The 23,579-nt window shown below is 72.7% G+C and carries 22 protein-coding genes, 2 pseudogenes and 1 riboswitch; of the genes and pseudogenes, 16 read left to right on the plus strand and 8 right to left on the minus strand.

All coding sequences use genetic code 11. From position 1 onward, the window contains the following. The first annotated feature begins 57 nt into the window (after positions 1–57). The gene (locus AB0E24_RS36825) at positions 58–219 is read left to right on the plus strand and encodes a hypothetical protein (protein ID WP_167459908.1); all 162 of its coding nucleotides are present in this window, start codon (positions 58–60) and stop codon (positions 217–219) included. Positions 220–451: 232 nt separating this feature from the next. Here AB0E24_RS36825 and AB0E24_RS36830 read toward each other — a convergent pair whose 3' ends face one another. The 3 genes from AB0E24_RS36830 to chsH3 all read right to left on the minus strand — a co-directional run bounded on the left by AB0E24_RS36830 (position 452) and on the right by chsH3 (position 3,395). Further along, positions 452–1,405: a 3-oxoacyl-ACP reductase gene (locus AB0E24_RS36830; protein WP_079257408.1), complete on the minus strand. Its 954-nt coding sequence runs from the start codon at positions 1,403–1,405 to the stop codon at positions 452–454. Further along, the gene (locus tag AB0E24_RS36835; protein WP_069869193.1) at positions 1,390–2,475 is read right to left on the minus strand and encodes a Zn-dependent alcohol dehydrogenase; all 1,086 of its coding nucleotides are present in this window, start codon (positions 2,473–2,475) and stop codon (positions 1,390–1,392) included. The genes AB0E24_RS36830 and AB0E24_RS36835 overlap by 16 nt, the downstream gene beginning before the upstream one ends. 65 nt (positions 2,476–2,540) lie before the next feature. Then, on the minus strand, positions 2,541–3,395 hold the full coding sequence (gene chsH3 / locus AB0E24_RS36840; protein WP_079260428.1) for an enoyl-CoA hydratase ChsH3: 855 nt from the start codon (positions 3,393–3,395) through the stop codon (positions 2,541–2,543). A gap of 453 nt (positions 3,396–3,848) precedes the next feature. On the opposite strand from chsH3, the gene AB0E24_RS36845 reads away from it, so the two are divergent. From AB0E24_RS36845 to AB0E24_RS36875, 7 genes and pseudogenes are all read left to right on the plus strand, one after another. Then, positions 3,849–4,094, plus strand: coding sequence for a hypothetical protein (locus AB0E24_RS36845; RefSeq protein WP_359383832.1), 246 nt, complete (start codon positions 3,849–3,851; stop codon positions 4,092–4,094). Beyond that, positions 4,015–4,335: pseudogene (locus AB0E24_RS36850) on the plus strand (response regulator transcription factor); the annotation flags it as partial. The gene AB0E24_RS36845 and the pseudogene AB0E24_RS36850, both read left to right, overlap by 80 nt. A 182-nt stretch (positions 4,336–4,517) precedes the next feature. Continuing rightward, complete coding sequence (locus AB0E24_RS36855) at positions 4,518–5,111, plus strand: class I SAM-dependent methyltransferase (protein ID WP_237288255.1); 594 nt, start codon at positions 4,518–4,520, stop codon at positions 5,109–5,111. A gap of 519 nt (positions 5,112–5,630) precedes the next feature. Beyond that, positions 5,631–6,602 carry an N-acetylmuramoyl-L-alanine amidase gene (locus AB0E24_RS36860; protein ID WP_359383798.1) on the plus strand — a complete coding sequence of 324 codons (972 nt, stop codon included), beginning with the start codon at positions 5,631–5,633 and terminating at the stop codon, positions 6,600–6,602. 161 nt (positions 6,603–6,763) lie between these two features. Then, a complete protein-coding gene (locus AB0E24_RS36865; protein ID WP_069869189.1) occupies positions 6,764–7,585 on the plus strand; it encodes a DUF5336 domain-containing protein in 822 nt (273 codons plus the stop codon). Positions 7,586–7,794: 209 nt separating this feature from the next. Further along, complete coding sequence (locus tag AB0E24_RS36870) at positions 7,795–8,805, plus strand: LLM class F420-dependent oxidoreductase (protein ID WP_069869188.1); 1,011 nt, start codon at positions 7,795–7,797, stop codon at positions 8,803–8,805. Between the two features lie 67 nt (positions 8,806–8,872). Continuing rightward, positions 8,873–9,166 carry a hypothetical protein gene (locus AB0E24_RS36875; protein ID WP_069869187.1) on the plus strand — a complete coding sequence of 98 codons (294 nt, stop codon included), beginning with the start codon at positions 8,873–8,875 and terminating at the stop codon, positions 9,164–9,166. Positions 9,167–9,875: 709 nt separating this feature from the next. Here the strand turns inward: AB0E24_RS36875 and AB0E24_RS36880 are convergent. The 3 genes from AB0E24_RS36880 to AB0E24_RS36890 all read right to left on the minus strand — a co-directional run bounded on the left by AB0E24_RS36880 (position 9,876) and on the right by AB0E24_RS36890 (position 13,126). Then, a complete protein-coding gene (locus AB0E24_RS36880; RefSeq protein WP_079257411.1) occupies positions 9,876–10,976 on the minus strand; it encodes a prenyltransferase/squalene oxidase repeat-containing protein in 1,101 nt (366 codons plus the stop codon). Continuing rightward, complete coding sequence (locus AB0E24_RS36885) at positions 10,973–11,707, minus strand: class I SAM-dependent methyltransferase (RefSeq protein WP_251772210.1); 735 nt, start codon at positions 11,705–11,707, stop codon at positions 10,973–10,975. The genes AB0E24_RS36880 and AB0E24_RS36885 overlap by 4 nt, the downstream gene beginning before the upstream one ends. Before the next feature lie 81 nt (positions 11,708–11,788). Next, positions 11,789–13,126, minus strand: a complete 1,338-nt coding sequence (locus tag AB0E24_RS36890; RefSeq protein WP_283886819.1) for a glycosyltransferase family 4 protein — start codon at positions 13,124–13,126, stop codon at positions 11,789–11,791. 391 nt (positions 13,127–13,517) lie between these two features. On the opposite strand from AB0E24_RS36890, the gene AB0E24_RS36895 reads away from it, so the two are divergent. Together AB0E24_RS36895 and AB0E24_RS36900 are read left to right on the plus strand one after the other, a co-directional pair. Then, a complete protein-coding gene (locus tag AB0E24_RS36895) occupies positions 13,518–14,132 on the plus strand; it encodes a TetR family transcriptional regulator (protein WP_069869183.1) in 615 nt (204 codons plus the stop codon). A 203-nt stretch (positions 14,133–14,335) separates the two neighbouring features. Continuing rightward, a complete protein-coding gene (locus AB0E24_RS36900; protein WP_173963302.1) occupies positions 14,336–14,956 on the plus strand; it encodes a response regulator transcription factor in 621 nt (206 codons plus the stop codon). Positions 14,957–15,064: 108 nt separating this feature from the next. Here the strand turns inward: AB0E24_RS36900 and AB0E24_RS36905 are convergent, their stop codons facing one another. Both AB0E24_RS36905 and AB0E24_RS36910 read right to left on the minus strand, forming a co-directional pair. Beyond that, positions 15,065–15,298 (minus strand): ferredoxin, encoded by a 234-nt coding sequence (locus tag AB0E24_RS36905; RefSeq protein ID WP_020871704.1) that lies wholly within the window; start codon positions 15,296–15,298, stop codon positions 15,065–15,067. Then, complete coding sequence (locus AB0E24_RS36910; RefSeq protein ID WP_093705144.1) at positions 15,298–16,764, minus strand: aldehyde dehydrogenase; 1,467 nt, start codon at positions 16,762–16,764, stop codon at positions 15,298–15,300. The genes AB0E24_RS36905 and AB0E24_RS36910 overlap by 1 nt, the downstream gene beginning before the upstream one ends. Positions 16,765–16,932: 168 nt before the next feature. Between AB0E24_RS36910 and AB0E24_RS36915 the strand changes: the two genes are divergently transcribed. The 6 genes and pseudogenes from AB0E24_RS36915 to AB0E24_RS36940 all read left to right on the plus strand — a co-directional run. Continuing rightward, positions 16,933–18,096, plus strand: a complete 1,164-nt coding sequence (locus AB0E24_RS36915; protein ID WP_359383804.1) for an MBL fold metallo-hydrolase — start codon at positions 16,933–16,935, stop codon at positions 18,094–18,096. A gap of 86 nt (positions 18,097–18,182) precedes the next feature. Then, positions 18,183–19,775 (plus strand): cytochrome P450, encoded by a 1,593-nt coding sequence (locus tag AB0E24_RS36920; RefSeq protein WP_359383807.1) that lies wholly within the window; start codon positions 18,183–18,185, stop codon positions 19,773–19,775. A 10-nt stretch (positions 19,776–19,785) separates the two neighbouring features. Further along, a pseudogene (locus tag AB0E24_RS36925) lies at positions 19,786–20,121 on the plus strand (GNAT family N-acetyltransferase); the annotation flags it as partial. Between the two features lie 43 nt (positions 20,122–20,164). Then, positions 20,165–20,239, plus strand: a riboswitch (cobalamin riboswitch). A gap of 167 nt (positions 20,240–20,406) precedes the next feature. Beyond that, entirely contained in the window at positions 20,407–21,693 is a 1,287-nt protein-coding gene (locus AB0E24_RS36930) for an SCO2321 family membrane protein (protein WP_359383810.1), read from the plus strand. Positions 21,694–21,854: 161 nt separating this feature from the next. Then, entirely contained in the window at positions 21,855–22,520 is a 666-nt protein-coding gene (locus tag AB0E24_RS36935) for an SCO2322 family protein (RefSeq protein ID WP_359383813.1), read from the plus strand. Between the two features lie 8 nt (positions 22,521–22,528). Further along, the coding region (locus tag AB0E24_RS36940) for an energy-coupling factor transporter transmembrane component T (protein ID WP_359383816.1) at positions 22,529–23,579 on the plus strand (1,051 nt) is incomplete at its 3' end.

Consider the following 23,579-nt stretch of genomic DNA (forward strand, 5'->3'; position numbering starts at 1 on the left):
TCAGCCCCTTTCACACAGTACGAAGCGCAAGCGATCTGACGGGGTGACGTACCCACCATGTCCGAAACCCACATCGACACGACCCAGGCGCGCCCGCGGGGCGCCGCCGCGGCCCAGGCCGATGGCACCCAGGGCAAACACCGGGGGCAGGCCGCGTCCGAGGAGACCCAGGCACCGGCCCACGGCCGCCACCGCCGCCCGAACGAGAGCGGCTCCTGAGCGTCTCGAGGACGGTAAGCGGATCATCGAGGACGGTAAGCGGATCAGGGCCGTGAACGGCTCACGACCGTAAGCCACTCGGGACCGTAGGCCGCTCAACGCCTCAGCATCTCAGGGTCGTCCGCGACCGCGGGACGGGCCGGATTTCCCCGGGAAGTCCAGCCCGTCCGGCGATCGTGGGGTGCTTCCGGCCAGGGGCGGGCCCCTCCGCCCACCCCCGTCGCCCCTCCGCTCACCCCCGTTTGAGCCCCAGCACCTCCACCGCCGCGAAGCTCTCCCCGCTCCGCTCCGCGAAGTACGGCGTCAGCAGCGCGTCCAGCTCCTCGAAGCCGAAGGTGTCCCCCTTCGCGTCCAGCTTCGCCGCCACCTTCGGCCGCTCCACGATCGCCACCATGCCGCCGTGCACCACGAACACCTGGCCGTTCACCTTCGCCGCGCCCGGTGAGGCGAGATAGCCGACCAGCGGGGCCACATGTTCGGGGGCGAGGGCGTCGAGACCACCGTCCTCCGGGACTTCGAAGTCCGCGAAGACGTCCTCGGTCATCCGGGTGCGGGCGCGCGGGCAGATGACGTTGGCCGTCACCCCGTACTTGGCGAGCGCCGCCGCCGTGGAGGTGGTCAGCCCGACGATGCCGCCCTTCGCCGCCGCGTAGTTGGGCTGGCCCGGCGAACCGGCGAGGAACGCCTCGGAGGCGGTGTTGACGATCCGGCCGTGGACCGGGCCGCCGCCCGCCGCCTTGGACCGTTCGCGCCAGTGGGCGGCGGCGAAGCGGATGGTGTTGAAGTGGCCCTTGAGGTGGACGCGGATCACCGAGTCCCATTCGGCCTCGCTCATCGAGAAGACCATCCGGTCGCGCAGGATGCCCGCGTTGTTGACCAGGATGTCCAGCGCGCCATAGGTGTCCACGGCGAGCCGGACCAGCTCGCCCGCCCGCTCGAAGTCGGCCACGTCGCCCACATGGGCCGTGGCCCGGCCGCCGGCCGCGCGGATCTCCTCGGCGACCTGCTCGGCGGGGCCGGCCGATGCCTCGCCGGTGCCGTCGCGGCCGCCCTGTCCGTAGTCGTTGACGACGACACTGGCGCCCAGGCGCGCGAGCTCGAGGGCCTCGACGCGGCCGAGGCCACGCCCGGCGCCGGTGACGATCGCGGTCTTCCCGGCCAGCGGGCCCGTCACATCTCGACGCATGTGCGCAGCGCCTCCCCGGTCCGCATCTGGCCGATGGCCTCGTTGATCTCGCCGAGCCGCACCCGGTGGGTGATCAGCCCTTCGAGGTCGATCCGGCCCGCCCGCCACAGGTCGATGGTCCGCCGGTAGGAGCGGAGCACATCGCCGCCGCCGTACAGCGAGGGCAGGATCCGCTTCTCGTCGAAGAACAGCTCGAACATGTTGAACTGGAGGAAGTCGTCCAGCGCCCCGGCCCCGACCACGCACAGCGTGCCGCCGCGCCGGGTGATCTCGTACGCCCGCCGGGCGGTGGCGGAGCGGCCCACGACCTCGAAGACGTAGTCGAAGCCCTCGCCCGCCGTGACGCTGTTCCTGGCGGTGTCGAGACCGTCCGGGGCCACCGCCTCGGTGGCGCCGAAGCTCAGCGCGGCCTCGCGCCGCGACTCCACGGGGTCCACGGCGACGATCTGCGCGGCGCCCGAGGCCCTGGCCCCCTGGATGACGCTGATGCCCACCCCGCCGCAGCCGATGACCGCGACCGATGAACCGGCCTCCACCCGGGCGGTGTTGAAGACGGCCCCGAGCCCGGTGGTGACCCCGCAGCCGATGAGGGCCGCGATGTCGTATGGGACGTCGTCGGGGATCGGCACGGCACATTCGGCGGGCAGGACGATCTCCTCGGCGAAGGTGCCGGTCCCGGACATGCCGAAGACCTCCTCCGGACTGCCGCCGGGGCGCCGGAAGTTGGGGACTCCGGCGTTCATGAACCCGGACATGCACAGCTCGGTCTGACCGCGCCCGCAGGCCGGACAACTGCCGCACGCGGGCAGCCAGCACACCAGCACCCGGTCGCCGGCGCTCAGCCCGGTCACCCCGTCGCCCACGTCGACGATCTCGCCCGCGCCCTCGTGGCCGGGGACGAACGGCGCGGGCTGCGGCAGCACCCCGGCCATCGCGGAGAGGTCGGAGTGGCACAGCCCGGTGGCCCTCAGCCGCAGCCGGACCTTGCCGGGGCCGAAGCCCACCGCCTCGATGTCGTCCAGGACCTCCAGCTTGTCCTGTCCCGTCTCATGCAGTACGGCTGCGCGCACAGCGACTCCTCGTGATCTTTGACGTGATCTCGAACGTGATCTCAGGCGTGATGTCAGGCGTGATCTCAGGTGTGTTCGACGATGGTGTCGGTGAGGACCGGTGCGCCGTCCCGCTCGACGGCGGTCGCCGTCACATGGACGCGCGTCTCGTCCCGCCACATCCGGACGCGCAGGGTCTCGCCCGGGAACACCACCCCGGCGAAGCGGGTGGTGTACGAGCGCACCCGGGTCACCTCCCCGTCCAGCGCCGTGTCCACGACCGCCTTGAGCACCATCCCGTACGAGCACAGCCCGTGCAGGATGGGCTGCTCGAACCCGGCGGCCTTGGCGAACTCCGGGTCGGCGTGGAGCGGGTTCCAGTCCCCGGAGAGCCGGTAGAGCAGCGCCTGGTCCTCGCGGATGGCCCGCTCCACGGTGTGGTCCGGCTCCCGGGCCGGGGGCTCCACACGGTCGGAGGGGCCGCGCTCACCGCCGAAGCCGCCCTCGCCCCGGGCGAAGATCCGGGTGTCGCAGGTCCACAGCGGGCCGTCCGCGTCGGCGACGTCGGAGCGCAGCACGATGACCGCCGCCTTGCCCTTGTCGTACACCGCGGCGACCTTCGAGGTCTGGGTGGCGTCGCCGCTGAGCGGGATGGGGCGGTGCAGTTCCACGGTCTGGCCGCCGTGCAGTACGGCGGTGAGGTCGACGTCGATACCGGGAGCTGCCATGCCCCCGGCGACCGCCATGCCGCCGCCCGCGACGGTCGCGAAGCTGGGGAGCACATGGAGCTTGCTCTCCAGGGTGTAGCGGAGCTCTTCGGGGTCGGTGGCGGGGATGCCTGCGCCGATGCCCAGGTGGTAGAGCTGGATGTCCTTGTGTCCCCAGGTGAGAGCCGTACTGCGGGGTTCGGCAGAGACGGCCTTCGCGACATCGATGGGCATAGGGCGACACCACTCCTTGGTCCGCTCGGTGGGCCACGGTCCGAAGACCCCGGCCCGCCCGTCCGCACCGTCGGCCGTGCCGGGGTCGTCGCTGGTCGGCCGGGTCGCGCCGACCACAAGGACATGTGACCGCACATGGCCGTGTGGCTCCACATGGTCACGTGGCTCCACATGGACATGTAGAACGCGTTCTAGCCGATGGCCCCTGTATAGCCCAATCGCCCCGAAGGGGGAAGGGTGTCGACGCCGAGTACTGACGGCCCATCAGATACGGGATCCGGCGCGGCGAACGGCATGCCGAAGACCCTGGGACAAATGTCACGGCCATCCCCCGACATCCGCATCTGCCCAGCTCATACGGGCCTCCATAGGGTCGGACCCATGTATGCCACCGCCGCGCGCATCGAGCGACTCAAGCCACCGGGCCGCCGTACCTTCGTGCCCTGACTCTTCATGCTCTCGGGGGATGTGCAGTCGCTCTCCAAGGGGCAGGTGCCGCTGCCCTGGCTCGGTGGCGCCGGGGTGGCGGCCTTCATCGCGTTCTACATCACCGCCATCTTCAGCGGCCTCGACGAGCGCCGCCGCCACACCAACACCCCACTGCTGGCCCTCACCGGGCGCGGGCGCGGCCGGGTTCCTGGTCAAGGACGGCCCGGTCGAGGAGTTGGCGGTGGCGATCCGCCGCGTCCTGGCAGGTGAACGCGTCATCGACCCGGGCCTCGCCGCCGCGGCGCTCAACGCGGGCCCCAACCCACTGACCCAGCGGGAGCGCGATGTGCTCTCGGCGGCGGTGGACGGGGCGACGGTCGCGGACATCGCGGCCAAGCTGCACCTGTCCCCCGCCACCGTGCGCAACTACCTCTCCTCGGCCATCGGCAAGACCCAGACCCGCAACCGCATGGAAGCCGTCCGCGCCGCCCGCCAAAACGGCTGGCTCTGACCGCGCACACCGCGTCTCCCGGCCGAGCCGGGCCGAATCCCGGCCCGGCCGCATACCCCTCCCCGTCCCGCCGGGGCGCCGTACGGGAGGATGGGCCGGTGACTCAGTCTGCTGCTGCCGCCGCCGCGTCCGCGGCACCCGATCGCACCGTGCTCGACGCCTTCGAGGGCGCGAAGGGCTTCATGCCGCTGGACGAGGGGCTCGCGCTGTATGCCGCGGCCGTGCGGGCGGGGGCGCTGGGGCTGCCGCTGGTGGAGGTCGGCACGTACTGCGGGCGCTCCACCATTCTGCTGGCCGACGCCGCCCGCGTGGCGGGGACGGTCGCGGTGACCGTGGACCACCACCGGGGCTCCGAGGAGCAGCAGCCGGGCTGGGAGTACCACGACCCGGACGTGGTCGACCCCGAGGTGGGGCGGATGGACACACTGCCCACCTTCCGCCGCACCCTCCACCAGGCGGGCCTGGAGGACCATGTGATCGCTGTGGTCGGGCGGTCCCCGCAGGTCGCGGCGGTGTGGGGGCGGCCGGTCGGGCTGGTCTTCATCGACGGCGGGCATACGGACGAGCATGCGAGCGCCGACTACGAGGGCTGGGCGCCGCACCTCGCACCCGGCGGGCTGCTGGTGATCCACGACGTCTTCCCCGATCCGGCGGATGGCGGCCAGGCGCCGTACCGCATCTACCGCCGCGCGCTCGCCTCCGGCGCGTTCACCGAGGTCTCCGCGACCCACTCACTACGCGTATTGCGCCGCACCGCCCCCACCCAGCCCGCCTGAACCGCGACCCGCGCCACACCGCCCCCGCCCAACCCGCCTGAGCCGCAACCCGGCTCCCGCCACCCATTCCGAGGCAGCCCGCACACCCGACTCCCGGCCCGGCCACTTTGAGCCGCACACCCGGTTCCCGGACCGCACGCCCGCGTGAACCGCATACCGACCGCTCCCGGCGGCCGCGCCACACGCCCGGCCGCCACCCGTTCCGGCGGCAGGGCGGCCCCCGTAGCCACGCCCCCGGCCCCGGCCCGCCCGCCTGAGCCGCAGACCCGGCCGCGCCGCACCCCGGCCCCCGGCCGAGCCGCACACCCGGCTCCCGGGCCGCACGTCTGCCCGAGCCGCATGCGTGGCCCCGGCCCGCCCGCCTGAGCCGCATACCCGCCCCCGGCTTCCGGCTCCCGGGTCCCCGCCGAGCCGCGTGCCTGGGCCCCGGCTCCCGTCCCCGGCGGCCGCGCCGCGTACCCGGGCACAGGCGTCCATTCCGGCAGCAGGGGTGGCCGTGGCGGGACTACCATCGCCCGCGTGTCCAACGGCAGCTTTCCTCCTGAGCCCGGTCGCCGCGGCGGAACCCTCGCCATCGTCCTGGCGGCGCTGATACCTGCCTGTTTCGCCGGCTGGCTGTTGTGGAGTTCCGTGGGCGGTGCGAAGGACGACGGCGCGGGCGGGGCGGGTGGGGCGGGTGGGACGGGTGCGCCCACGACCTCCTCGACGTCCTCCCCGCCGCCCCCGTCGTCCGGTGCTTCCGGTGCTTCCGGTGCGTCCGCCACGCCCTCCCCGTCGGGAGAGGCGTCAGGAGACGTGCCCGGGGAGGGGTCCGGGAAGACCCTCAAGGGCAAGGTCGTCGTCATCGACCCCGGCCACAATCCGCACAACCGCGACCATCCCTCGCAGATCTCCCGGTCCGTGGACATCGGCACCGAGGAGAAGGAGTGCGACACCACCGGTACGGCCACCAACTCCGGCTACCCCGAGGCGTCCTTCACCCTCGATGTGGCACGCCGCGCCCGCACCCTGCTGGAAGCGCGCGGCGCCACGGTGCGGTTCACCCAGGACGGGGACCGGCCGTACGGGCCGTGCGTGGACGAGCGCGCGGAGATCGGGAACAAGGCGCACGCCGACGCCGTGGTCTCGGTGCACGCGGACGGCGCGGCCGCCGGGGAGCGCGGTTTCCATGTGATCCTGCCCAAGTCCGTACGGGGCGGCGGCGCGGACACCTCCGCCATCACCGTCCCCTCCCGCCATCTCGGCGAACGGCTGCTCGACCGGTTCGAGCGGGCCACCGGCAGCGAGCCCGCGCAGTACATCGGCGACGGCAGCGGGCTGGACGTCCGGGGCGATCTGGGCGGGCTCAACCTCTCCACCGTTCCCAAGGTGTTCATCGAGTGCGGCAATATGCGCGACTCCCAGGACGCCGCCGAACTGACCGACGCGGCATGGCGCGGACGTGCCGCACGAGGTATCGCACAGGGCATTACGGACTTCTTGAACGAGTAGGGCTTCCCCATCCGAACGGGAGGTCACGACCGGGATACCGATGGGACACCCCCGGCCTCCGCAGGAAGATTCACCCGTACGATGGGGCCCACCCCCGACGCCTTCGCGCCACGCGCCTGGCGGCAGCGCTCGTACAGACGAAACCGACAAAGGACCTCACGTTGAACATCCGCTCGCTCACTCGAGGCGACGGCGTGGTGATCGGAGCAGCGGTGCTGCTGTTCATCGCCTCCTTCCTCGACTTCTACACCATCGACTGCGGTGGCAGCAGCTTCTGCAAGGACGCCGGTGAGAACGGATGGAAGTCCGACTTCTTCCCCGTATTGCCGTCGATCTTCCTTGCCGGCGTGATCGCCGCGGCGCTCATCGTCGCCGCGCGTTTCCAGCCCGCGGGCCGCAACCTGTTCGGGCTCTCGCTCGAACAGTGGGGTTCGGCGCTCGCGGTCTTCGCGGCCTGGAGCTCGCTGTGGACGATCATCGGTGGCCCGGACGGGGTGGACAAGGGCGTCGGGCAGATCCTCGGCCTGATCGCCACCCTGGCGATGGCCGCCGTAGCGCTGCTCACCCAGCGCGTCCCGGCCCTGAAGGCCCCGCTGATGAACGCCTCCGCCCCGGCCCCGTCCCCGTACGGTGCCCAGGGCCCGCAGCCGGGGTACGGCTACCCGGGTCCGGGCGGTGCCCAGCCCGGCGCCCCCGCGCCGTTCGGCAGCCAGCCGGGGCAGCCGCAGCCCGGCCAGCCCTTCGGCGGCCAGCCGGCTCCGGCCCCGGCGCCCTCGGGCGGCGGGGACTTCGCTCCGTTCTGGTTCGCGGTGCCGGTGACTCGTCCGCTGTACGCGGAGGACGGCTCGTCCAGCACCATCGCCGAACTGGCCCCCGGCACCTGGTACCTCGCGGTGGAGCAGCGCGGTCAGGCGCTGGTCGCCCAGACGCAGGACGGCCGCCGCGGTGTGCTCCAGGACACCACGGGGATCCAGCGCGGCTGACGACAACAGCCGCGCGCGTTCCATGACGACCTCGCGCGCGCCGCATGACGCGCCCACGCTCGTCGCATGACGCGCTCTCGGCCCCTCGCCCGTAACGCACGGGCGAGGGGCCGTTGCCATGTGCGCCCCCGGCCCGTACAGTCCCGCCGGTGCGGCTGACCTGCCGTCAGCCGCGCCTCCACCCTGTCCGGCGGAACGAGGGGGCTTCCATGCGGCTCGGTCTGGCGCTCGGCTACTGGGGCCGTGGCCCCGACCCCGGCCATCTCGAACTCGCCCAGGAGGCCGAGCGGTTGGGCTACCACTCGGTGTGGACCGCCGAGTCCTGGGGCTCGGACGCCTTCACCCCGCTCACCTGGCTCGCCGCGCACACCACCCGGATCGCGCTGGGCACGGCGGTGGCGCAGATGGCCGCCCGCACCCCCACGGCCACCGCGATGCAGGCGCTCACCCTGGACCATCTCTCGGGCGGGCGGATGATGCTGGGGCTGGGGCTGTCCGGACCGCAGGTGGTCGAGGGCTGGTACGGGCGCCCGTTCCCCAAGAGCCCGCTGACGGCGACGCGTGAGTATGTCGAGGTCATCCGGCAGGTGCTGAACCGTACGGCGCCGGTGCGGCTCGACGGGCGCTACCACCCGCATCCGTACGCCGGTCCGGACGCCACCGGTCTCGGCAAACCGCTCAAGCCCATCGTCCATCCGCTGCGCGCCGACCTGCCGGTGCTGCTCGGGGCGGAGGGGCCCAAGAACGTCGCGCAGACCGTGCGCATCGCCGACGGCTGGCTGCCGCTGTACTGGTCGCCGTCGCGCACCGAGCTCTACCAGGCGGCGCTGGCCGAGGCCCGGGAGGGCTTCATGGTGGCGCCGATGGCACAGGTGCGGGTGTGCGCCGATGTGGCGGAGGGGCTGAAGCCGGTGAAGGCGATGCTCGGCTTCTACATCGGCGGTATGGGTCACGCGGCCCGGAACTTCCACGCCGATCTGATGGCCCGCTTCGGCTACGAGGAAGAGGCGCGCCGGGTGCAGGAGCTGTTCCTGGCGGGCCGCCGCGGCGAGGCGATCGAGGCGGTGCCGGACGCCTTCGCCGATGAGATCTCGCTGGTCGGGCCGCGTGAACGGATCGCGGAGCGGCTGGAGTTGTGGCGCAAGGGCCCGATCACGGATCTGCTGGCGCTGGCGCCGGACCGCGAGACGCTGCGGGTGCTGGCGGAGCTGGCGGGCTGACCGCGCGTCGTACGGGTGTGCGGCCACGCCTTGGTTTGGCTTCGCCTGGCGGGGCAACACGTGTGGCATGTCACGAAGTTATCGCCACAGCAGCAATCAGGCGGCGACCGTCGTGGCGGTCGTCGCGGACGTCATGGCCGTCATCCTCGGCCTCTGGATCCTGTTCGCCCTTCTCGACGCCAATCGCGCCAACGACCTGGTGACCGTGGTCCATGACGCGGCGGGCTGGCTGGCGGGCTGGTCCCATGACCTCTTCACGATGGACACGGACTGGCTCCGTACCGTCCTCAACTACGGTCTGCCGGCCGTGGTGTACCTCTTCATCGGCCATGCCATCGCGGGGCGGCTGCGCCGCGGCTAGGGGATATCCGACAGCTCGTGCCGCCTGCGGCGGGCTGTTCCCCTCCCCGCCCCTTCCCGAAACTGGGGCTCCGCCCCAGACCCCCGGGCCTCAGGGGCGAAGCCCCTACCACGCGGCGAAGCCGCAAACTCCGCCGAAAGCGCCCCGACCCACCGTCGATCATCCGCGGCACCGTCGTGGCCGCTCGCGCCCACGCGGCGCAGCCGCACATCGACACAGCCCCACGCCCCTTCGGGACGCGTCCGACGTCAGCCGATGGCTCCGCCGAAAGTGACCCGACCCACCGTCGATCATCCGCGGCACCATCGTGGCTGATCGCGCAGTTCCCCGCGCCCCTTCGGGGCGCACCGATATGCGGCTCCGCCGCATGGCAAGGGCCCCGCCCCCCGGGACCCCGGGGCCTGGGGCGAAGCCCCAGTTGCGGGAAGGGGCGGGGAGGGGAAAGCACCGATACGCGGCTCCACCACATGGCCCACCGTCAGCGCTCCGCCGAAAGTGACCCGACCCGCCGTCGATCATCCGCGGCACCATCGTGGCTGATCGCGCCCACGCGGCGCAGCCGCACATCGACACAGCCCCGCGCCCCTTCGGGACGCGTCCGACGTCAGCCGATGGCTCCGCCCTGGGGCCTGGGGCGAAGCCCCAGTTTCGGGAAGGGGCGGGGAGGGGAACAGCCCGCCGTAGGCGACACAAGCCACCCGGGAACACACTAGGCGCAGCAGTCCGAGTCCAGCCCGCGCGGCAGGCTCTCGCCGTCGAAGACGGCCGTGGTCGCCTCGTCGCCGCCCAGCGCGGCCACGGCGAGCAGCAGCGACCCGGCCGTCCAGGTGGTGCGCTCCTCCGGCCAGACCGCGTCGTCCTCGAAGACGTAGCCCGTCCAGTACATCCCGTCCTCGGCCCGCAGCGTCGGCTGGATCCAGCGGAGGATGTCCACCGCGCGGTCGGACTCGCCCATCGCCCAGAGCGCCAGGGCCAGTTCGCAGCTCTCGCCGCCGGTGACCCAGGGGTTGGTGGAGACGCAGCGCACTCCGAGCCCCGGGACCACGAAGCGGTCCCAGCCGGCCTCGATGCGCTCCTTGGCGGCGGCGCCGGTGACGGCGCCGCCGAGGACCGGGTAGTACCAGTCCATCGAGTAGCGGCGCTTGTCGAGGAACCGCTCGGGGTGGTGGCGTATGGCGTGGCCGAGCAGCCCCGCCGACAGCTCCCAGTCGGGCTGGGGCTCCTCGCGGTGCTCCGCGATGGCCAGGGCGCAGCGCAGCGCCTGGTAGACGGAGGAGGAGCCGGTCAGCAGGGCGTCGGGGTCGATGGTGCCGTCGGCGCCGCGCCGCCAGCCGACCCGGCCGTCGCGCTGCTGCATTCCGAGCACGAACTCGACGGCGGCGAAGACGGTGGGCCACATCCGCTCGAGGAAGGTGTCGTCGCCCGTGGAGAGGTAGTGGTGCCAGGCGCCGACCGCGACGTAGGCGCAGAAGTTGCTCTCCCGGGCGCGGTCGGTGGGGTCGGTTGCGGCCACGCCGTCCGGGGTATCGGGGTAGGCCGCGTACCAGGAGCCGTCGGGGTTCTGGTGCTGGATCAGCCAGCGGTAGGCGGCCCTGGCGCGCTCGTGCTCGCCCGCCGCGTCCAGCGCCATCGCGGCCTCGGTGTGGTCCCAGGGGTCGAGGTGGTGGCCGCGGAACCACGGTATGGCGCCGTCCGCGCGCTGGACGGCGGCGATGCCCTCGACCGTGCGCAGCACCTGTTCGGGGCTGAGCACCCCGGGCAGCGCGAGCCGTTCGGTGCGGGGCCCCGGGCGCGGTCCGAGCGCCGTCACGCCCGGTCCTCGCGCGGTGCGTGGGGCTTGGTCGCGTACGCCACGAAGCTCTTGCCGACGATCGGGTTCAGCGCGCGTTCGGCCAGCCGCGTGGCCAGCGGCTTCTTCATGATGTCCCACACCAGCAGCTTGTGGTACGCGCGCACCGGCAGCGCCTGGTCGTTATCCACTCCGAAGGCGCACTTGAGCCACCAGTAGGGGCTGTGCAGGGCGTGTGCGTGATGGCTGCCGTACGGCCGCAGCCCGGCCTCGCACATCTTCCCCAGCAGTTCATCGGCGCGGTAGATGCGGATGTGGCCGCCCTCGACCTCGTGGTAGGCGTCGGACAGCGCCCAGCAGACCTTCTCCGGGCCGTAGCGCGGCACGGTGACGGCGATCCGGCCGCCGGGCCTGAGCACCCGCACCATCTCGGCGAGCACGCCCTTGTCGTCCGGTATGTGCTCCATCACCTCGGAGATGATGACCACGTCGAAGCTGTCGTCGGGGAAGGGCAGGGCGAGGGCGTCGCCCTCCATGGCGGTGGCGGTGGCGCCCGCCGGGGCCTCTCCGGCCTCCTTCATGGCGGCGAACCACTTGGCGACCTCGCGTATCTCCTCGCCGTTGCGGTCGAGGGCGACGACCTGGGCGCCGCGCCGGTAGCACTCGAAGGCGTGCCGGCCGGCGCCGCAGCCGAGGTCGAGGACGCGATCGCCGACGGCGAGGGGGAAGCGGGAGAAATCGACGGTCAGCACGGGGGTCTGCTTTCGTCCGGCGGAATTCGTGGGGCGGGAGGGGTCGGGGGCGGGACTCAGCGGGCGGGGTCGGGGCGTAACTCAGCTGTGGACGGTCCGCGTGGCCGCGCCGATGGCCTCGCGGTACCGCTCGACGGTGCCGCGGGCGGCCTGTTCCCAGGTGAAGCGGCGCAGCACCCGTTCACGGCCCGCCGCGCCCAACCGCCGTCCGAGGTCGGCGTCGCCCAGCAGCCGGATCAGGGCGGCGGCGAGCGCGTCGGCGTCGCCGGGCGGTACGGCCAGACAGGTCTCGCCGTCGGGCCCGGCGACCTCGGGTATGGCGCCGCCGGTGGTGGCGACCAGGGGGGTGCCGGTGGCCATGGCCTCGGCGGCGGGCAGTGAGAACCCCTCGTAGAGCGAGGGCACACAGGCGATCTGGGCGCCACGCACCAGGTCCACCAGTTCGGCGTCGCTGATGCCCTTGACGAACTCCACGGCGTCCTCGAGTCCGTGGCGCGCCATGGTGGTGGCCACCGGCCCCTCCTGCGGCCGCTTGCCGACGACGACCAGATGGGCCTCGGGGTTCTCGGCGCGGACCTTGGCGAGCGCCTCGATCAGATACACCAGGCCCTTGAGCGGCACATCCGCGCTGGAGGTGGTGACGATGCGGCCGGGGATCTCCGGGACGGCGGGGTCGGGCGAGAACAGCGCGGTGTCCGCGCCGATGTGCACCACATGGATACGGTCCGGCCGCACCCCGAGATCCTCGACGATCTCCCGGCGGGAGGAGCCGGAGACGGTGACCACCGAGGGCAGCCGCCGGGCCACCCGCTTCTGCATCCGGGTGAAGCCGTACCAGCGGCGTACGGACAGGCGCCGCTTCCAGCCGTCGGCGGCGTCCAGCTCCAACTGCCGGTCGACGGTGATCGGGTGGTGGATGGTGGTCACCAGCGGGAAGCCGAGCCGCTCCAGGCCCAGCAGCCCGTAGCCCAGGGTCTGGTTGTCGTGGACGACGTCGAACTGGCCTGGGCGGGCGGCGAGATGGCGGCGGGCGCGCAGGCTGAAGGTGAGCGGCTCGGGGAAGCCGCCGGTCCACATGGTGGAGACCTCCAGGGCGTCGACCCAGTCCCGGTACTCCTCGCGCCGGGGGGTGCGGAACGGGTCGGGCTGGCGGTAGAGGTCGAGGCTGGGCAGCTCGGTGAGGGTGACACCGCGTTCGGCGTCGAGCACCGGATACGGCTGGGCGCCGATGACTTCGACGGTGTGGCCGAGCCGGGCGAGTTCGCGGGAGAGGTGGCGCACATAGACGCCCTGGCCCCCGCAGAATGGATTCCCCTTGTAGCTGAGCAGCGCGATGCGCAGCGGCCGTTCGTCGGGGGTGGTGGGGGGCGCTGGTCGAAGCGGGTCGGCCCCGGTCTCCTGCGCGGCCTCTGCGGTCACTCGCGCCCCCTCCTTGGTGCAGTTCAGCGGGAGCGTATCCGCTTCCGTTTATCTAGAACAAGTTTCACTAACGCATCGCCTGAGGAGTCTCGAAGATACCTGCCCCGGGCGACCTCTCCAGGGCCGGGGCAGGTGATCCCTACCACTCGGTAGCCAGGGCGCCGGGGAGAAGTTGACGACGGGCGGGCGCATCGGGCGGGGGCCGCCGCGACGGCCGTGGCCACCGCTCGGCAACAACCTGCCCCAACTGCGCGGACACGGGCCCATCGGGGAAGAGCCGCGCTAGCCTAGAACGAGTTCCAGTGACTCGCAGGCCCGGGCCCGCCCTGCCATCATGCACGGTGTCCGCTTGCCGCCGACTCGCAGACGTAACACATTCGAAGTGGGACAAATGACCGCAGAAGTCAAGCCAGCCGCCATGCAGCTGACCGAGCGCCAGGAGGCGCGCCGGCGGCGCATCCTGCACGCCAGCGCCCGGTTGGCCAGCCGGGGCGGCTTCGACGCGGTCCAGATGCGCGAGGTCGCGGAGAACTCCGGCGTGGCGCTCGGCACCCTCTACCGCTACTTCCCCTCCAAGGTCCATCTCCTGGTCGCGACCATGCAGGACCAGTTGCAGCATATGCATGAGACGCTGCGCAAGCGGCCGCCGACCGAGGAGGAGCCGGCCGCCCGGGTCGCCCAGACGCTGATGCGCGCCTTCCGTGCCCTGCAACGCGAACCGCATCTGGCCGATGCGATGGTGCGCGCGCTCACCTTCGCCGACCGGTCGGTCAGCCCGGAGGTGGACACGGTCTCCCGGCTCACCACCGCGATCATCCTCGATGCCATGGGCCTGGACGACAGCCCGACGGCCGAACAGCTCTCCGCGGTCCGCGTCATCGAGCACACCTGGCATTCGGCGCTGATCACCTGGCTCTCGGGGCGCGCCTCGATCGCCCAGGTCAAGATCGACATCGAGACCGTATGCCGCCTGATCGACCTCACGGCCCCCGCCCCGGCCGGGTAGCCGGGCGGAACCCACCACGGGGGCGCATGGGCCAAATCCTGCGCCCTTTCGAGCTTCCGGACGGGGATTGTGCGCCCTCACGCCCCGTCTTGTCTCAAATTCCGCGTTCACGCCCTGCCCAATCCCGGTATTCATGAACGGCGCGCGACAGAGCGACAACGGCGCGCGACGAGAGAACCGCATCGTGGGGGGTGGAGAAGTTCGTGATCCGGTTACTTCTGGTACACGATTCAGGTCTGCTGAGATCGGCCCTGGCATCAGTGATAGGGACCGAACCAGACATCGAGGCAACGGCGTGTTCCTGGCGTGACGCGCGTAGCAAGGCACGGTCCTTACAGCCGCAGGTGTGCGTGGTGGACACGGACTGCCCGGCGGCCGACAAGGCGGCCCGCAAGGGCGAATGGGGGAAGTTCGTCGCCTCCGCCTCTGGGGAGGGCGGGGAGTGCGGACTGCTCGTACTGGTCAACTCGGAGCGTCCGGGCCCGCTGCGGCGCGCCCACGAGGCCCGAGCGCTGGGGTATGTGGACAAGGACGCCCCGCCACAACGGCTGATCGAGGCCATCCGGCGGGTGGCGAGGAAGGAGCGCTATGTCGACGACGCACTGGGATACGGCTTCCTCCAGGCGGCCAAGATCCCGCTGACCGAGCGCGAGCTGGGGGTGCTGTCCCTGGCCGCCGACGGCGCCTCCATCCCGGAGATCGCCCGTACGCTCCATCTGTCCACCGGGACGATACGCAACTACCTGGCCGCGATCACCCGGAAGACCGGTGCGCGCAACCGCGTGGACGCCATACGGATATCCCAGTGCGAGGGCTGGGTCTGATCCCGGCCGCCGGCGGCCGCTGAACCCGGTCCGGTGCGTACCGGGGGCGGCTTCCGAACCTGAACGACGGCGGCCGGGGGGCTATTCGTCGGGGCTACTCGTCGGGAGCTATTCGTCGGGGGGAAAGACCTGTTCACCGGTTTCCGACAGCCGAATGGCGATCGCCTCGACCGGGCAGCCCTCGGCCGCCGTGAGCACCGCCTCGGAAGCGTCGGCCTCCGTCTCGACCGGATGCGACTGCCGCGCCCCGTCGAGCCGGAAGCCGCCCGGCGCGGCGCTCACGCACATCCCGGAGCCGATGCACACGCCCCGGTCCACCTCGATCCGCCAGCGGTCCCCCATCAGCTCGGCTCCCCCTCCCAGCCCTGGGGCAGGTGGATCATCTTGTGCTCCAGATACGCGGAGAACCCCTCCGGGCCGAACTCCCGGCCCAGACCGGAGTTCTTGTAGCCGCCGAACGGCCCGAGCATGTCGAGGCTGAAGGTGTTGACCGAGTAGGTGCCGGTGCGGATGCGCCGGGCGAAGTCGATACCGCGGCCGACGTCCGCCGTCCACACCGAGCCGGACAGCCCGTAGTCGGAGTCATTGGCGATCCGGGCGGCCTCCTCCTCGTCCCCGTACGGCAGCAGACAGATGACCGGGCCGAAGATCTCCTCACGGGCGATCCGCATGTCGTTGCCGACATCGCCGAAGAGCGTGGGCTCCACGTACCAGCCGGTGCCCAGGGCCTCCGGGCGGCCGCCGCCCGTCAGCACCTTGGCGCCCTCCCGCTGCCCCGCCGCGATGTAGTCCAGCGACCGCTGCCGCTGCCGCCGCGCCACCAGCGGCCCGACCTGGGTGGCCGGGTCCAGGGGGTCGCCGACGACCAGGGCGGAGGCGGCGGCGGTGAACCGCTCGGCGATCTCGTCGTAGTGGCCGCGCGGCGCCAGGATCCGGGTCTGGGCCACACACGCCTGCCCGTTGTTCATCCAGGCGTTGGGCACGATCCCGGCGACGGCCGCCTCCAGGTCCGCGTCCGGCAGGATCACCGCGGCCGACTTGCCGCCCAACTCCAGCGTGACCCGGGTGAGATGGCGCGAGGCGACCTCCATCACCCGCTTGCCGGCCGCGACCGACCCGGTGAACGACACCTTGTCCACGCCCGGGTGGCCGACCAGGTACTCGCTGACCTCGCGGTCGGCCGGAAGGATCGACAGCACCCCCTCGGGCAGCCCCGCCTCGGCCGCGATCTCCGCCAGGATGTAGGAGTCCAGCGGTGTCTCGGGCGACGGTTTGAGGATCACCGAGCACCCCGCGAGCAGCGCGGGCGCCAGCTTCGCGGCCGCCACGAACTGCGGCACGTTCCACGGCACCACGGCCGCGACCACCCCGACCGGCTCCCGCCGCACCAGCAGCGGGCCCAGCGCCCCGGCCCGCCGCTCCTCGTAGACGAAGTCGCGGGCCACGGTGATGGCCGCGTCCCACACCATCATCGCGCCGAGCGCCTGGGCGAGCACGCTCCAGGAGTACGGAGAGCCGTTCTGCGCGCTGATGACCCGGGCGATCTCCTCATGGCGTACGGCGATGGCGTCCTTGATCCGGGTGACCACCGCGATCCGCTCGGCCACGTCCATCCGGGCCCAGGGGCCCTCGTCGAACGCGGTCCGTGCCACCGCGACCGCCCGGTCCACATCGGCCCGCGAGGCGTGCGGCACCCGGCCGATGACCTCCTCGGTGTGCGGCGAGACGACCTCGATGGTGTCCTCGCCCGCGGGGTCCGCCAGCGCGCCGCCGATGAAGAGCTGCCCGTGCTCGATGAGGTCGCTCATCGCTGATGCCTTCCGGCCGATGACTGAGGGGTGCGTCCGGCCGGCCCGGCCCGGGGACACCCGGGGTGCCCGAGGGCACCGGGGCCGACCAATATCTGACGCTGCATCAGAACTGATACCAGTTCTAGCTATAGTGGGCAATGCTTGTGTCGATGGAGAGGGGAGCCGATGGCGCAGGTGACGCGGGTGACCGACCATGGCGGCGGGGTGTGGAGCATCCCTGTCCCGATCCCCGACAACCCGCTCGGGCACACTCTGGTCCACCTCCTCGACACCGACCGCGGCCCGGTCCTGATCGACACCGGCTGGGACGACCCCACGGCCTGGGACACTCTCACCGCCGGGCTCGCCGCGTGCGGCACCTCCGTCTCCGATGTCCACGGCGTCCTCATCACCCATCACCACCCCGACCACCACGGGCTGTCCGCCCAGGTGCGGGAGGCGTCCGGGGCGTGGATCGCGATGCACGCCGCCGATGCCCAGGTCGTCCGGCGCACCCGCGAGGCCGACCCCGCCAGCTGGCTCGAGTACCTGGAGGAGAAGCTCACCGCGGCCGGGGCGCCCGAGGAGCATCTGGCCCCGCTGCGCGCCACCCGCGCGTCCGGCCGCGCGGGGCTGCCGGGGCGGCGGGCCGCCCTCCCCGACCGCGAGATCGTCCCCGGGGAACTCCTCGATCTGGCGGGCCGCCGGCTGCGCGCCATCTGGACCCCCGGCCACACCCCCGGCCATGTCTGCCTCCACCTGGAAGAGGCCCATCCGGCGACCGGCAAGGGCGCCCATCCGGCAGCGGGTGAGGACACCCACCCGGCGGCCGGTGAGGGCGCCCATCCGGCAGCGGGTGAGGGCGCCGACCGCGCGGCCGACCGGCGCATGCCAGGCCCGCGTATGCCAGGCCATGGCCGCCTCTTCTCCGGCGACCATCTGCTGCCCGAGATCACCCCCCATATCGGGCTCTACGAGGACCCCGACGACGCCACCGTCACCGATCCCCTCGGCGACTACCTCGACTCCCTCGAACGCGTCGCCGCCCTCGCCCCCGCCGAGGTGCTCCCCGCCCATCAGTACGCCTTCACCGACGCCCCCGCGCGGGTGCGCGCGCTGCTGCGCCACCACGAGGAGCGGCTGGCCGGGCTGCTGGCCCTGCTCGCCACCCCGCTCACGCCGTGGCGGCTCGCCGAGGCCATGGAGTGGAACCGCCCGTGGGAGCTGATCCCCTACGGCTCCCGCAATATCGCGGTCTCGGAGGCGGAGGCGCATGTGCGCCGGCTGGTGAAGCTGGGCCGGGCGGAAGCGGTGCCGGGCAGCGATCCGGTGATGTACCAAGCGATTTGAGTGCCGTATGGGGTGCCGGTCCGACTGACCGGCGGCTAGCCTTACCCGCCCTGGCGCACCCATCCCCCGTATCAGCAGGAGCATGCGTGACGAGCCCCACCCGCGATTCCGCCTCGACACCAGGTACGGCCGCCGACTCGACACCGCCCCCGGGCTGCCCCGCGCACACGGGCCACTCGGGTCATCCGGGCCACTCCGGCTATCCGGGCCACTCGGGTCATTCGGGCGAGACCCCCGCCGGGGAACGGCTGGAGTCGCTGCACTGCCCCGAGTTCGCCGCCGACCCGGCCGCCACCTACGCGCGGCTGCGGGCACACGGGCATATCGCGCCCGCGGAGCTGTCGCCCGGCGTCCCCGTCTCGCTCGTCACCAGCTATCAGACCGCGCTGGACATCCTGCGCAGCCCCGAGACGTTCTCCAAGGACGCGCGCCACTGGCAGGCCCTCGCCGACGGCACCGTCCCGATGGACAACCCCGTTGTGCCGATGATGATGTACCGGCCGAACGCGCTGTGCAGCGACGGCGAGGAGCACTTCCGGCTGCGTTCGGCGATCTCCGACACCCTCGACCGGCTGGACATCCACGCCCTGCGCCGCTACGTGGAGCGGAGCGCCGACTTCCTCATCGACCTCTTCGGCCCCAGGGGCGAGGCCGATCTGCTCAAGGAGTACTCCGCCCGGCTCCCCCTGCTCGTCTTCAACCAGCTCTTCGGCTGTCCGCCCGAATTGAGCGACAAGCTGGTCAGGTCGCTCTCCGCGCTCTTCGACATCGCCGAGGACTCCGAGCAGGCCAATGTGCTCCTCGCGGAGACCCTCTTCGAGCTCGTCGCCCTCAAACGGGCGGAGCCGGGGCCTGACATGACGTCCTGGCTGATCGCCCACCCCGCGGAGCTCACCGACGAGGAAATGGTCCACCAGATCGTCGTCCTCGTCGGCGCGGGCACCCAGCCCCTCCAGAACCTGATCTGCAACGGGCTGTTGCTCCTGCTGTCCGACGAACGGTTCGCGGGCGATCTCGCGGGCGGCACGATGCTGATCGGGGACGCGCTCAACGAGGTGCTGTGGAAGGACCCGCCCCTGGCGAACTTCTGCATCCACTACCCGCGCCATGACACCACGGTCGACGGGCACCGGCTGCCCAAGGGCGAGCCCGTCGTCATCAGCCTGGCGGCCGCCAACAACGACCCGTACCTGCTGGCGAACCGGCGCGGCAACCGGGCGCATCTGGCCTGGAGCGCGGGCCCGCACACCTGCCCCGGGAAGGACCCGGCCCAGGTCATCGCGTCCGTCGCCGTCGAGAAGCTCCTCGACCGCCTCCCCGACGTCGAACTGGCCGTACCGGCCGAGCGGCTGGAGTGGCGGCCCGGCCCCTTCCACCGGGCCCTGGCCGCGCTGCCGGTGCGCTTCCCGCGGACCGCCGCCAAGTCCGACGAGGCGCTGGCCGAGATGGCCGCCGCGGCGAGCGCGACCATCGCGGGGGCCGTGGGCACGGCGCCCAAGGCCGCCGGGGAGGACGACGCCCCGCACGAGGGCCGTGCGGATGCCGCGCCCTCGCCGGAGCCGTCTCCGGAACCCTCCCCGGGCGCGGAACTCGCCGTGGTGGAGCCGGAACCCGGCCCCGAGCACGAAGCCCGCCGCCGCTGGTGGAAGTCCCTGGCCCAGTGGTGGCGCCGCGGATAGCGGCCGGGGCGGCCGGTACGTCGGTCACGCCGAGATCAAGCCGACCGAGGCCGTGGGCGGCCACGAGATCGTCTACGCGCTGGCGCCGCACGCGTGGGGGCGCGGTCTGGGGACCGAGCTGGCCGAGGCGGTCGTCGGGCACGGCTTCGGTGCGCTCGGCCTGAGCGAGGTGCACGCCACGGTCATGGCGGCCAACGACGCGTCGCTGGCCCTGCTCGCCCGGCTCGGCTTCGTCCACCGCCGCGACATCGAGGAGGACGACGGCAGCACGACGCGCTGTCTCAGCGTCGTACGAGGCGACCGCGCCCGGGGGCGTGAGCGGTGGGCGGCTGAGGGCGCCCGATAAGTCGGCGGATAAGCTGTCCGTAAACTTCATACGCGTCCGATCGGGGGAAGCCGGTGCGATTCCGGCGCTGACCCGCAACCGTGAGCGCGCCCCGCGGGGCGCATGAGCCGGAACACCCGGACGGGCGCGACGACGCAGGCTCCCGCCGCCGGATGACCGGTGGCGGCACCGTCGAGGTATGCGGAGCTGAGCCGGGTGCCGGACGTGTCGCGGAGGTTCCGCGGACGGCTGGACGGCCGTGCGCGGCTGCGTGCGCCCGTCCACCGACCGAGAGGCACCACAGCCATGAACATTCGCCGCAGCGTGGCGGCTCTTTCCCTGTGCGCCGCCTTGTGCGCCGCCCTGGGCGCGGCCACCGCGCCTGCCGCCGTGGCCGACGACGGCCCGGCCGGGCGTCCCGAGGGGCTCTACGGCGCCAAGGACCCGAAGTTCGACGGGGTGTGGCGGCAGTCACTGGCGCTGCTCGCCCAGGACGCGGTGGGCGTCGCCCCGGCGAAGTCGGCCATCGACTGGCTGGCCGGACAGAGTTGCACGGACGGCGGTTTCGCGGCGTACCGCGCGGACACCTCCAAGGCGTGCGACCCGAAGAAGGGCGAGTTCACGGACGCGACGGCGGCGGCGATCCAGGCGCTGGCCGCGGTGGGCGGCCGCGCCGAGACCGTGGAGAAGGGCATCGGCTGGCTGAAGCGCCACCAGAACGACGACGGCGGCTGGGGCATGAACCCCGGCGGGCCGAGCGACGCCAACTCCACCGCTGCGGCGGTCGGCGCCTTCGCCGCCACCGGCCAGGACCCGGCGAAGGTGACCGTGGGCTCTGGAAAGAGCGGCAAGAGCCCGTACGACGCGCTGCTCGCGCTACAGCTGGGGTGCTCGGCGAAGGAGCGGGAGCGCGGGGCGTTCGCGTACACCCAGGACAAGGGCAAGCTCGCCGCCAATGAGCTGGCCACGGCGAGCGCCGCACTGGCCGCCCAGGGCAAGGGCTTCGTCTTCGAGACCGTAGGCAAGGACAGCGGCGCCGACCCCGAGCCGCTGGGGTGCGCGGGCGGTGGCAAAGGCGGGGCCGGTTCGCCGAAGGACGCCGCCGAGGCCGCGCTGGCCCAGCTGTCCCGCGTCATGTCCGACACCGGCGCGCATCTGAAGTCCGCGCTGCCCGGCGCCGAGGACCAGCCCGACTTCGGCGGCACCGCCGACGCCGTCGTGGCCCTCGCCGCGGCCGAGCACAGCGCGACCGCGAGCAAGCCGCTCCAGTGGCTCCAGAGCGAGGACAGCGGCACGGCGGCCTGGGCCAAGGGCGACCCCGGCGCACTCGCCAAGCTGATCCTCGCGGCCCACGCGGCCGGAGCCAACCCACGCGACTTCGGCGGCGCCGACCTCGTACAGCAGCTCAACGCCACCGGCCCTAAGCCCGAGGCGGCGGCCCAGGGCGCGGAGTCGTCGGACGGCAAGAGCGAGGAGAAGAAGGACGACGGCGATGGCGGGGTCGGCGGCGTCTGGTGGACGGTCGGGGTCTGCGCGGTAGCCGGTATGGGCATCGGCTTCCTGATCAGCGGCCGAAAGAGGCGACAGCTGTGACCCCGCGCACGAGGCGAACGTCAAACCCGCGCAACCGCACGGCTTCGGGCCCGCGCGCGGCAACCCCCCGCGCGGCAACCCCATACGCGGCAACCCCATGCACGGCAGCGCCACACGCGACAGCGCCACGCGCACACGCCCCCTTCGCCCCGCGCACCCGCATGGCCCGCCTGTTGCTGGTCGTTGTCGTCGGGCTGTTCGCGGCGCTCGGCGCGGGTCCCGCGCAGGCTGCCGACGGGTATCGCTACTGGTCGTTCTGGCAGCGGGGCGGGGACGGTGGCAGTTGGGCCTATGCCACGCAGGGGCCTTCGTCGGCGCGGCCCGATGACGGCGACATGATCGGTTTCCGCTTCGCGGTCAGCGAGGACTCCAACGACGCGACCCGGCCGCGCGGTATGGCCGATTTCGCCGCCGTCTGCGCCGACACCCCGGCCACGGACGGCACCAAACGGGTCGCGGTGGTCATCGACTTCGGCACGGCCGCCGACGCGGCCGACCACCGGACGCCGCCCGCGCCCCGTACGGAGTGCGCGCGGGTCGGTGCCGACGCGTCCGCCGGGGAGGCGCTCGCCGCCGTCGCGAAGCCGCTCCGCTACAACTCCGCCGCGCTGCTGTGCGCCATCTCCGGCTACCCGGAGTCGGGGTGCGGCGACAAGATGAGCGGCTCCGTGGACGCCCACGCCGCCCCGAAGGGCGACGGCGGCGACGGCAAGGCGGACGGCGACGGGGCCTCAGGAGGCCCCTCCGCCGGGCTGATCGGCGGGCTGGCGGCCGTGGTCCTGCTCGGTGCCGCGGCGGTGTGGCAGGCGCGCCGCCGTCGCGTATGAGCGCACGGATGACCGCCATGCCACCGCGTACCACCGCCTCCGGCACCACGAACTCGCGCCGCCCCCGCGCCCGGCTGCGGGCCGGTGCTCCGCGCGGCGGAGGCGCGTTGCACGCGGGGGCCTGGTGGCTGTGGGCGCTGGGGCTGGCCACGGCCGCGTCCCGGACCACCAACCCGCTGCTGCTCGGGCTGCTGATCGCGGTCGCGGGCTATGTGGTGGCCGTACGCCGCACGGACGCGCCGTGGGCCCGCTCGTACACCGCGTTCCTCAAGCTGGGCCTTGTGGTGCTGGCCATCCGGCTGTTCTTCGCGGTCTTCTTCGGCTCGCCGATCCCCGGGACACGGGTGCTCTTCACGCTTCCCGAAGTCCCGCTGCCCCACTGGGCGCAGGGGGTGCGCATCGGCGGCCGGGTGTCGGCGGAGGGGCTGGTGTTCGCGCTGTACGACGGGCTGCGGCTGGCCACCCTGCTGATCTGCGTCGGCGCCGCGAACGCGCTGGCCAGCCCGGCCCGGCTGCTCAAGTCGCTGCCCGGCGCGCTTTACGAGGCCGGGGTCGCTGTCGTCGTGGCGATGACCTTCGCACCCCATCTGGTGGCGGACGTCCAGCGGCTGCGCTCCGCCCGCCGGCTGCGCGGCCGCCCCGACCGCGGGGTGAAGGCGCTGCTGCACGTCGGACTGCCGGTGCTGGAGGGCGCGTTGGAACGGTCGGTGGCCCTGGCGGCGGCGATGGACGCGCGCGGCTACGGCCGCACCGCCCAGGTCCCGCCCGTCGTCGCCCGTACCACCACCGCGCTGACGCTGGGCGGGCTGCTCGGCGTCTGCTGCGGTACGTACGGCCTGCTCGCGGCCGAGGGCGCGGGCTACGGCCTGCCGCTGCTGCTCACCGGTCTCGCCGCCGCGCTCGGCGGGCTGTGGCTGGGCGGCCGCCGCTCGGTGCGCAGCCGCTACCGCCCGGACCGCTGGGGCCCCGGCTGTGCAGCCGGCGAGTGTGGCGGCGATGCCTATAGCTATTACAATCGAGAACAAGCGACGTGTAGACGTCGACACACCTGCAACCTTT

Origin of the sequence: Streptomyces malaysiensis subsp. malaysiensis (assembly GCF_040653035.1) — a bacterium.
Classification (GTDB): domain Bacteria; phylum Actinomycetota; class Actinomycetes; order Streptomycetales; family Streptomycetaceae; genus Streptomyces; species Streptomyces malaysiensis.

Bases quoted from the DNA above. Each gene is read 5' to 3' on its own strand.
- AB0E24_RS36830 (WP_079257408.1), bottom strand. From the start codon at position 1,405: ATGCGTCGAGATGTGACGGGCCCGCTGGCCGGGAAGACCGCGATCGTC.
- AB0E24_RS36930 (WP_359383810.1), top strand. From the start codon at position 20,407: ATGAACATTCGCCGCAGCGTGGCGGCTCTTTCCCTGTGCGCCGCCTTG.
- AB0E24_RS36935 (WP_359383813.1), top strand. From the start codon at position 21,855: ATGGCCCGCCTGTTGCTGGTCGTTGTCGTCGGGCTGTTCGCGGCGCTC.
- AB0E24_RS36910 (WP_093705144.1), bottom strand. From the start codon at position 16,764: ATGAGCGACCTCATCGAGCACGGGCAGCTCTTCATCGGCGGCGCGCTG.
- AB0E24_RS36895 (WP_069869183.1), top strand. From the start codon at position 13,518: ATGACCGCAGAAGTCAAGCCAGCCGCCATGCAGCTGACCGAGCGCCAG.
- chsH3 (WP_079260428.1), bottom strand. From the start codon at position 3,395: ATGCCCATCGATGTCGCGAAGGCCGTCTCTGCCGAACCCCGCAGTACG.
- AB0E24_RS36855 (WP_237288255.1), top strand. From the start codon at position 4,518: ATGCCGCTGGACGAGGGGCTCGCGCTGTATGCCGCGGCCGTGCGGGCG.
- AB0E24_RS36870 (WP_069869188.1), top strand. From the start codon at position 7,795: ATGCGGCTCGGTCTGGCGCTCGGCTACTGGGGCCGTGGCCCCGACCCC.
- AB0E24_RS36825 (WP_167459908.1), top strand. From the start codon at position 58: ATGTCCGAAACCCACATCGACACGACCCAGGCGCGCCCGCGGGGCGCC.
- AB0E24_RS36845 (WP_359383832.1), top strand. From the start codon at position 3,849: ATGCTCTCGGGGGATGTGCAGTCGCTCTCCAAGGGGCAGGTGCCGCTG.
- AB0E24_RS36905 (WP_020871704.1), bottom strand. From the start codon at position 15,298: ATGGGGGACCGCTGGCGGATCGAGGTGGACCGGGGCGTGTGCATCGGC.
- AB0E24_RS36875 (WP_069869187.1), top strand. From the start codon at position 8,873: ATGTCACGAAGTTATCGCCACAGCAGCAATCAGGCGGCGACCGTCGTG.
- AB0E24_RS36915 (WP_359383804.1), top strand. From the start codon at position 16,933: ATGGCGCAGGTGACGCGGGTGACCGACCATGGCGGCGGGGTGTGGAGC.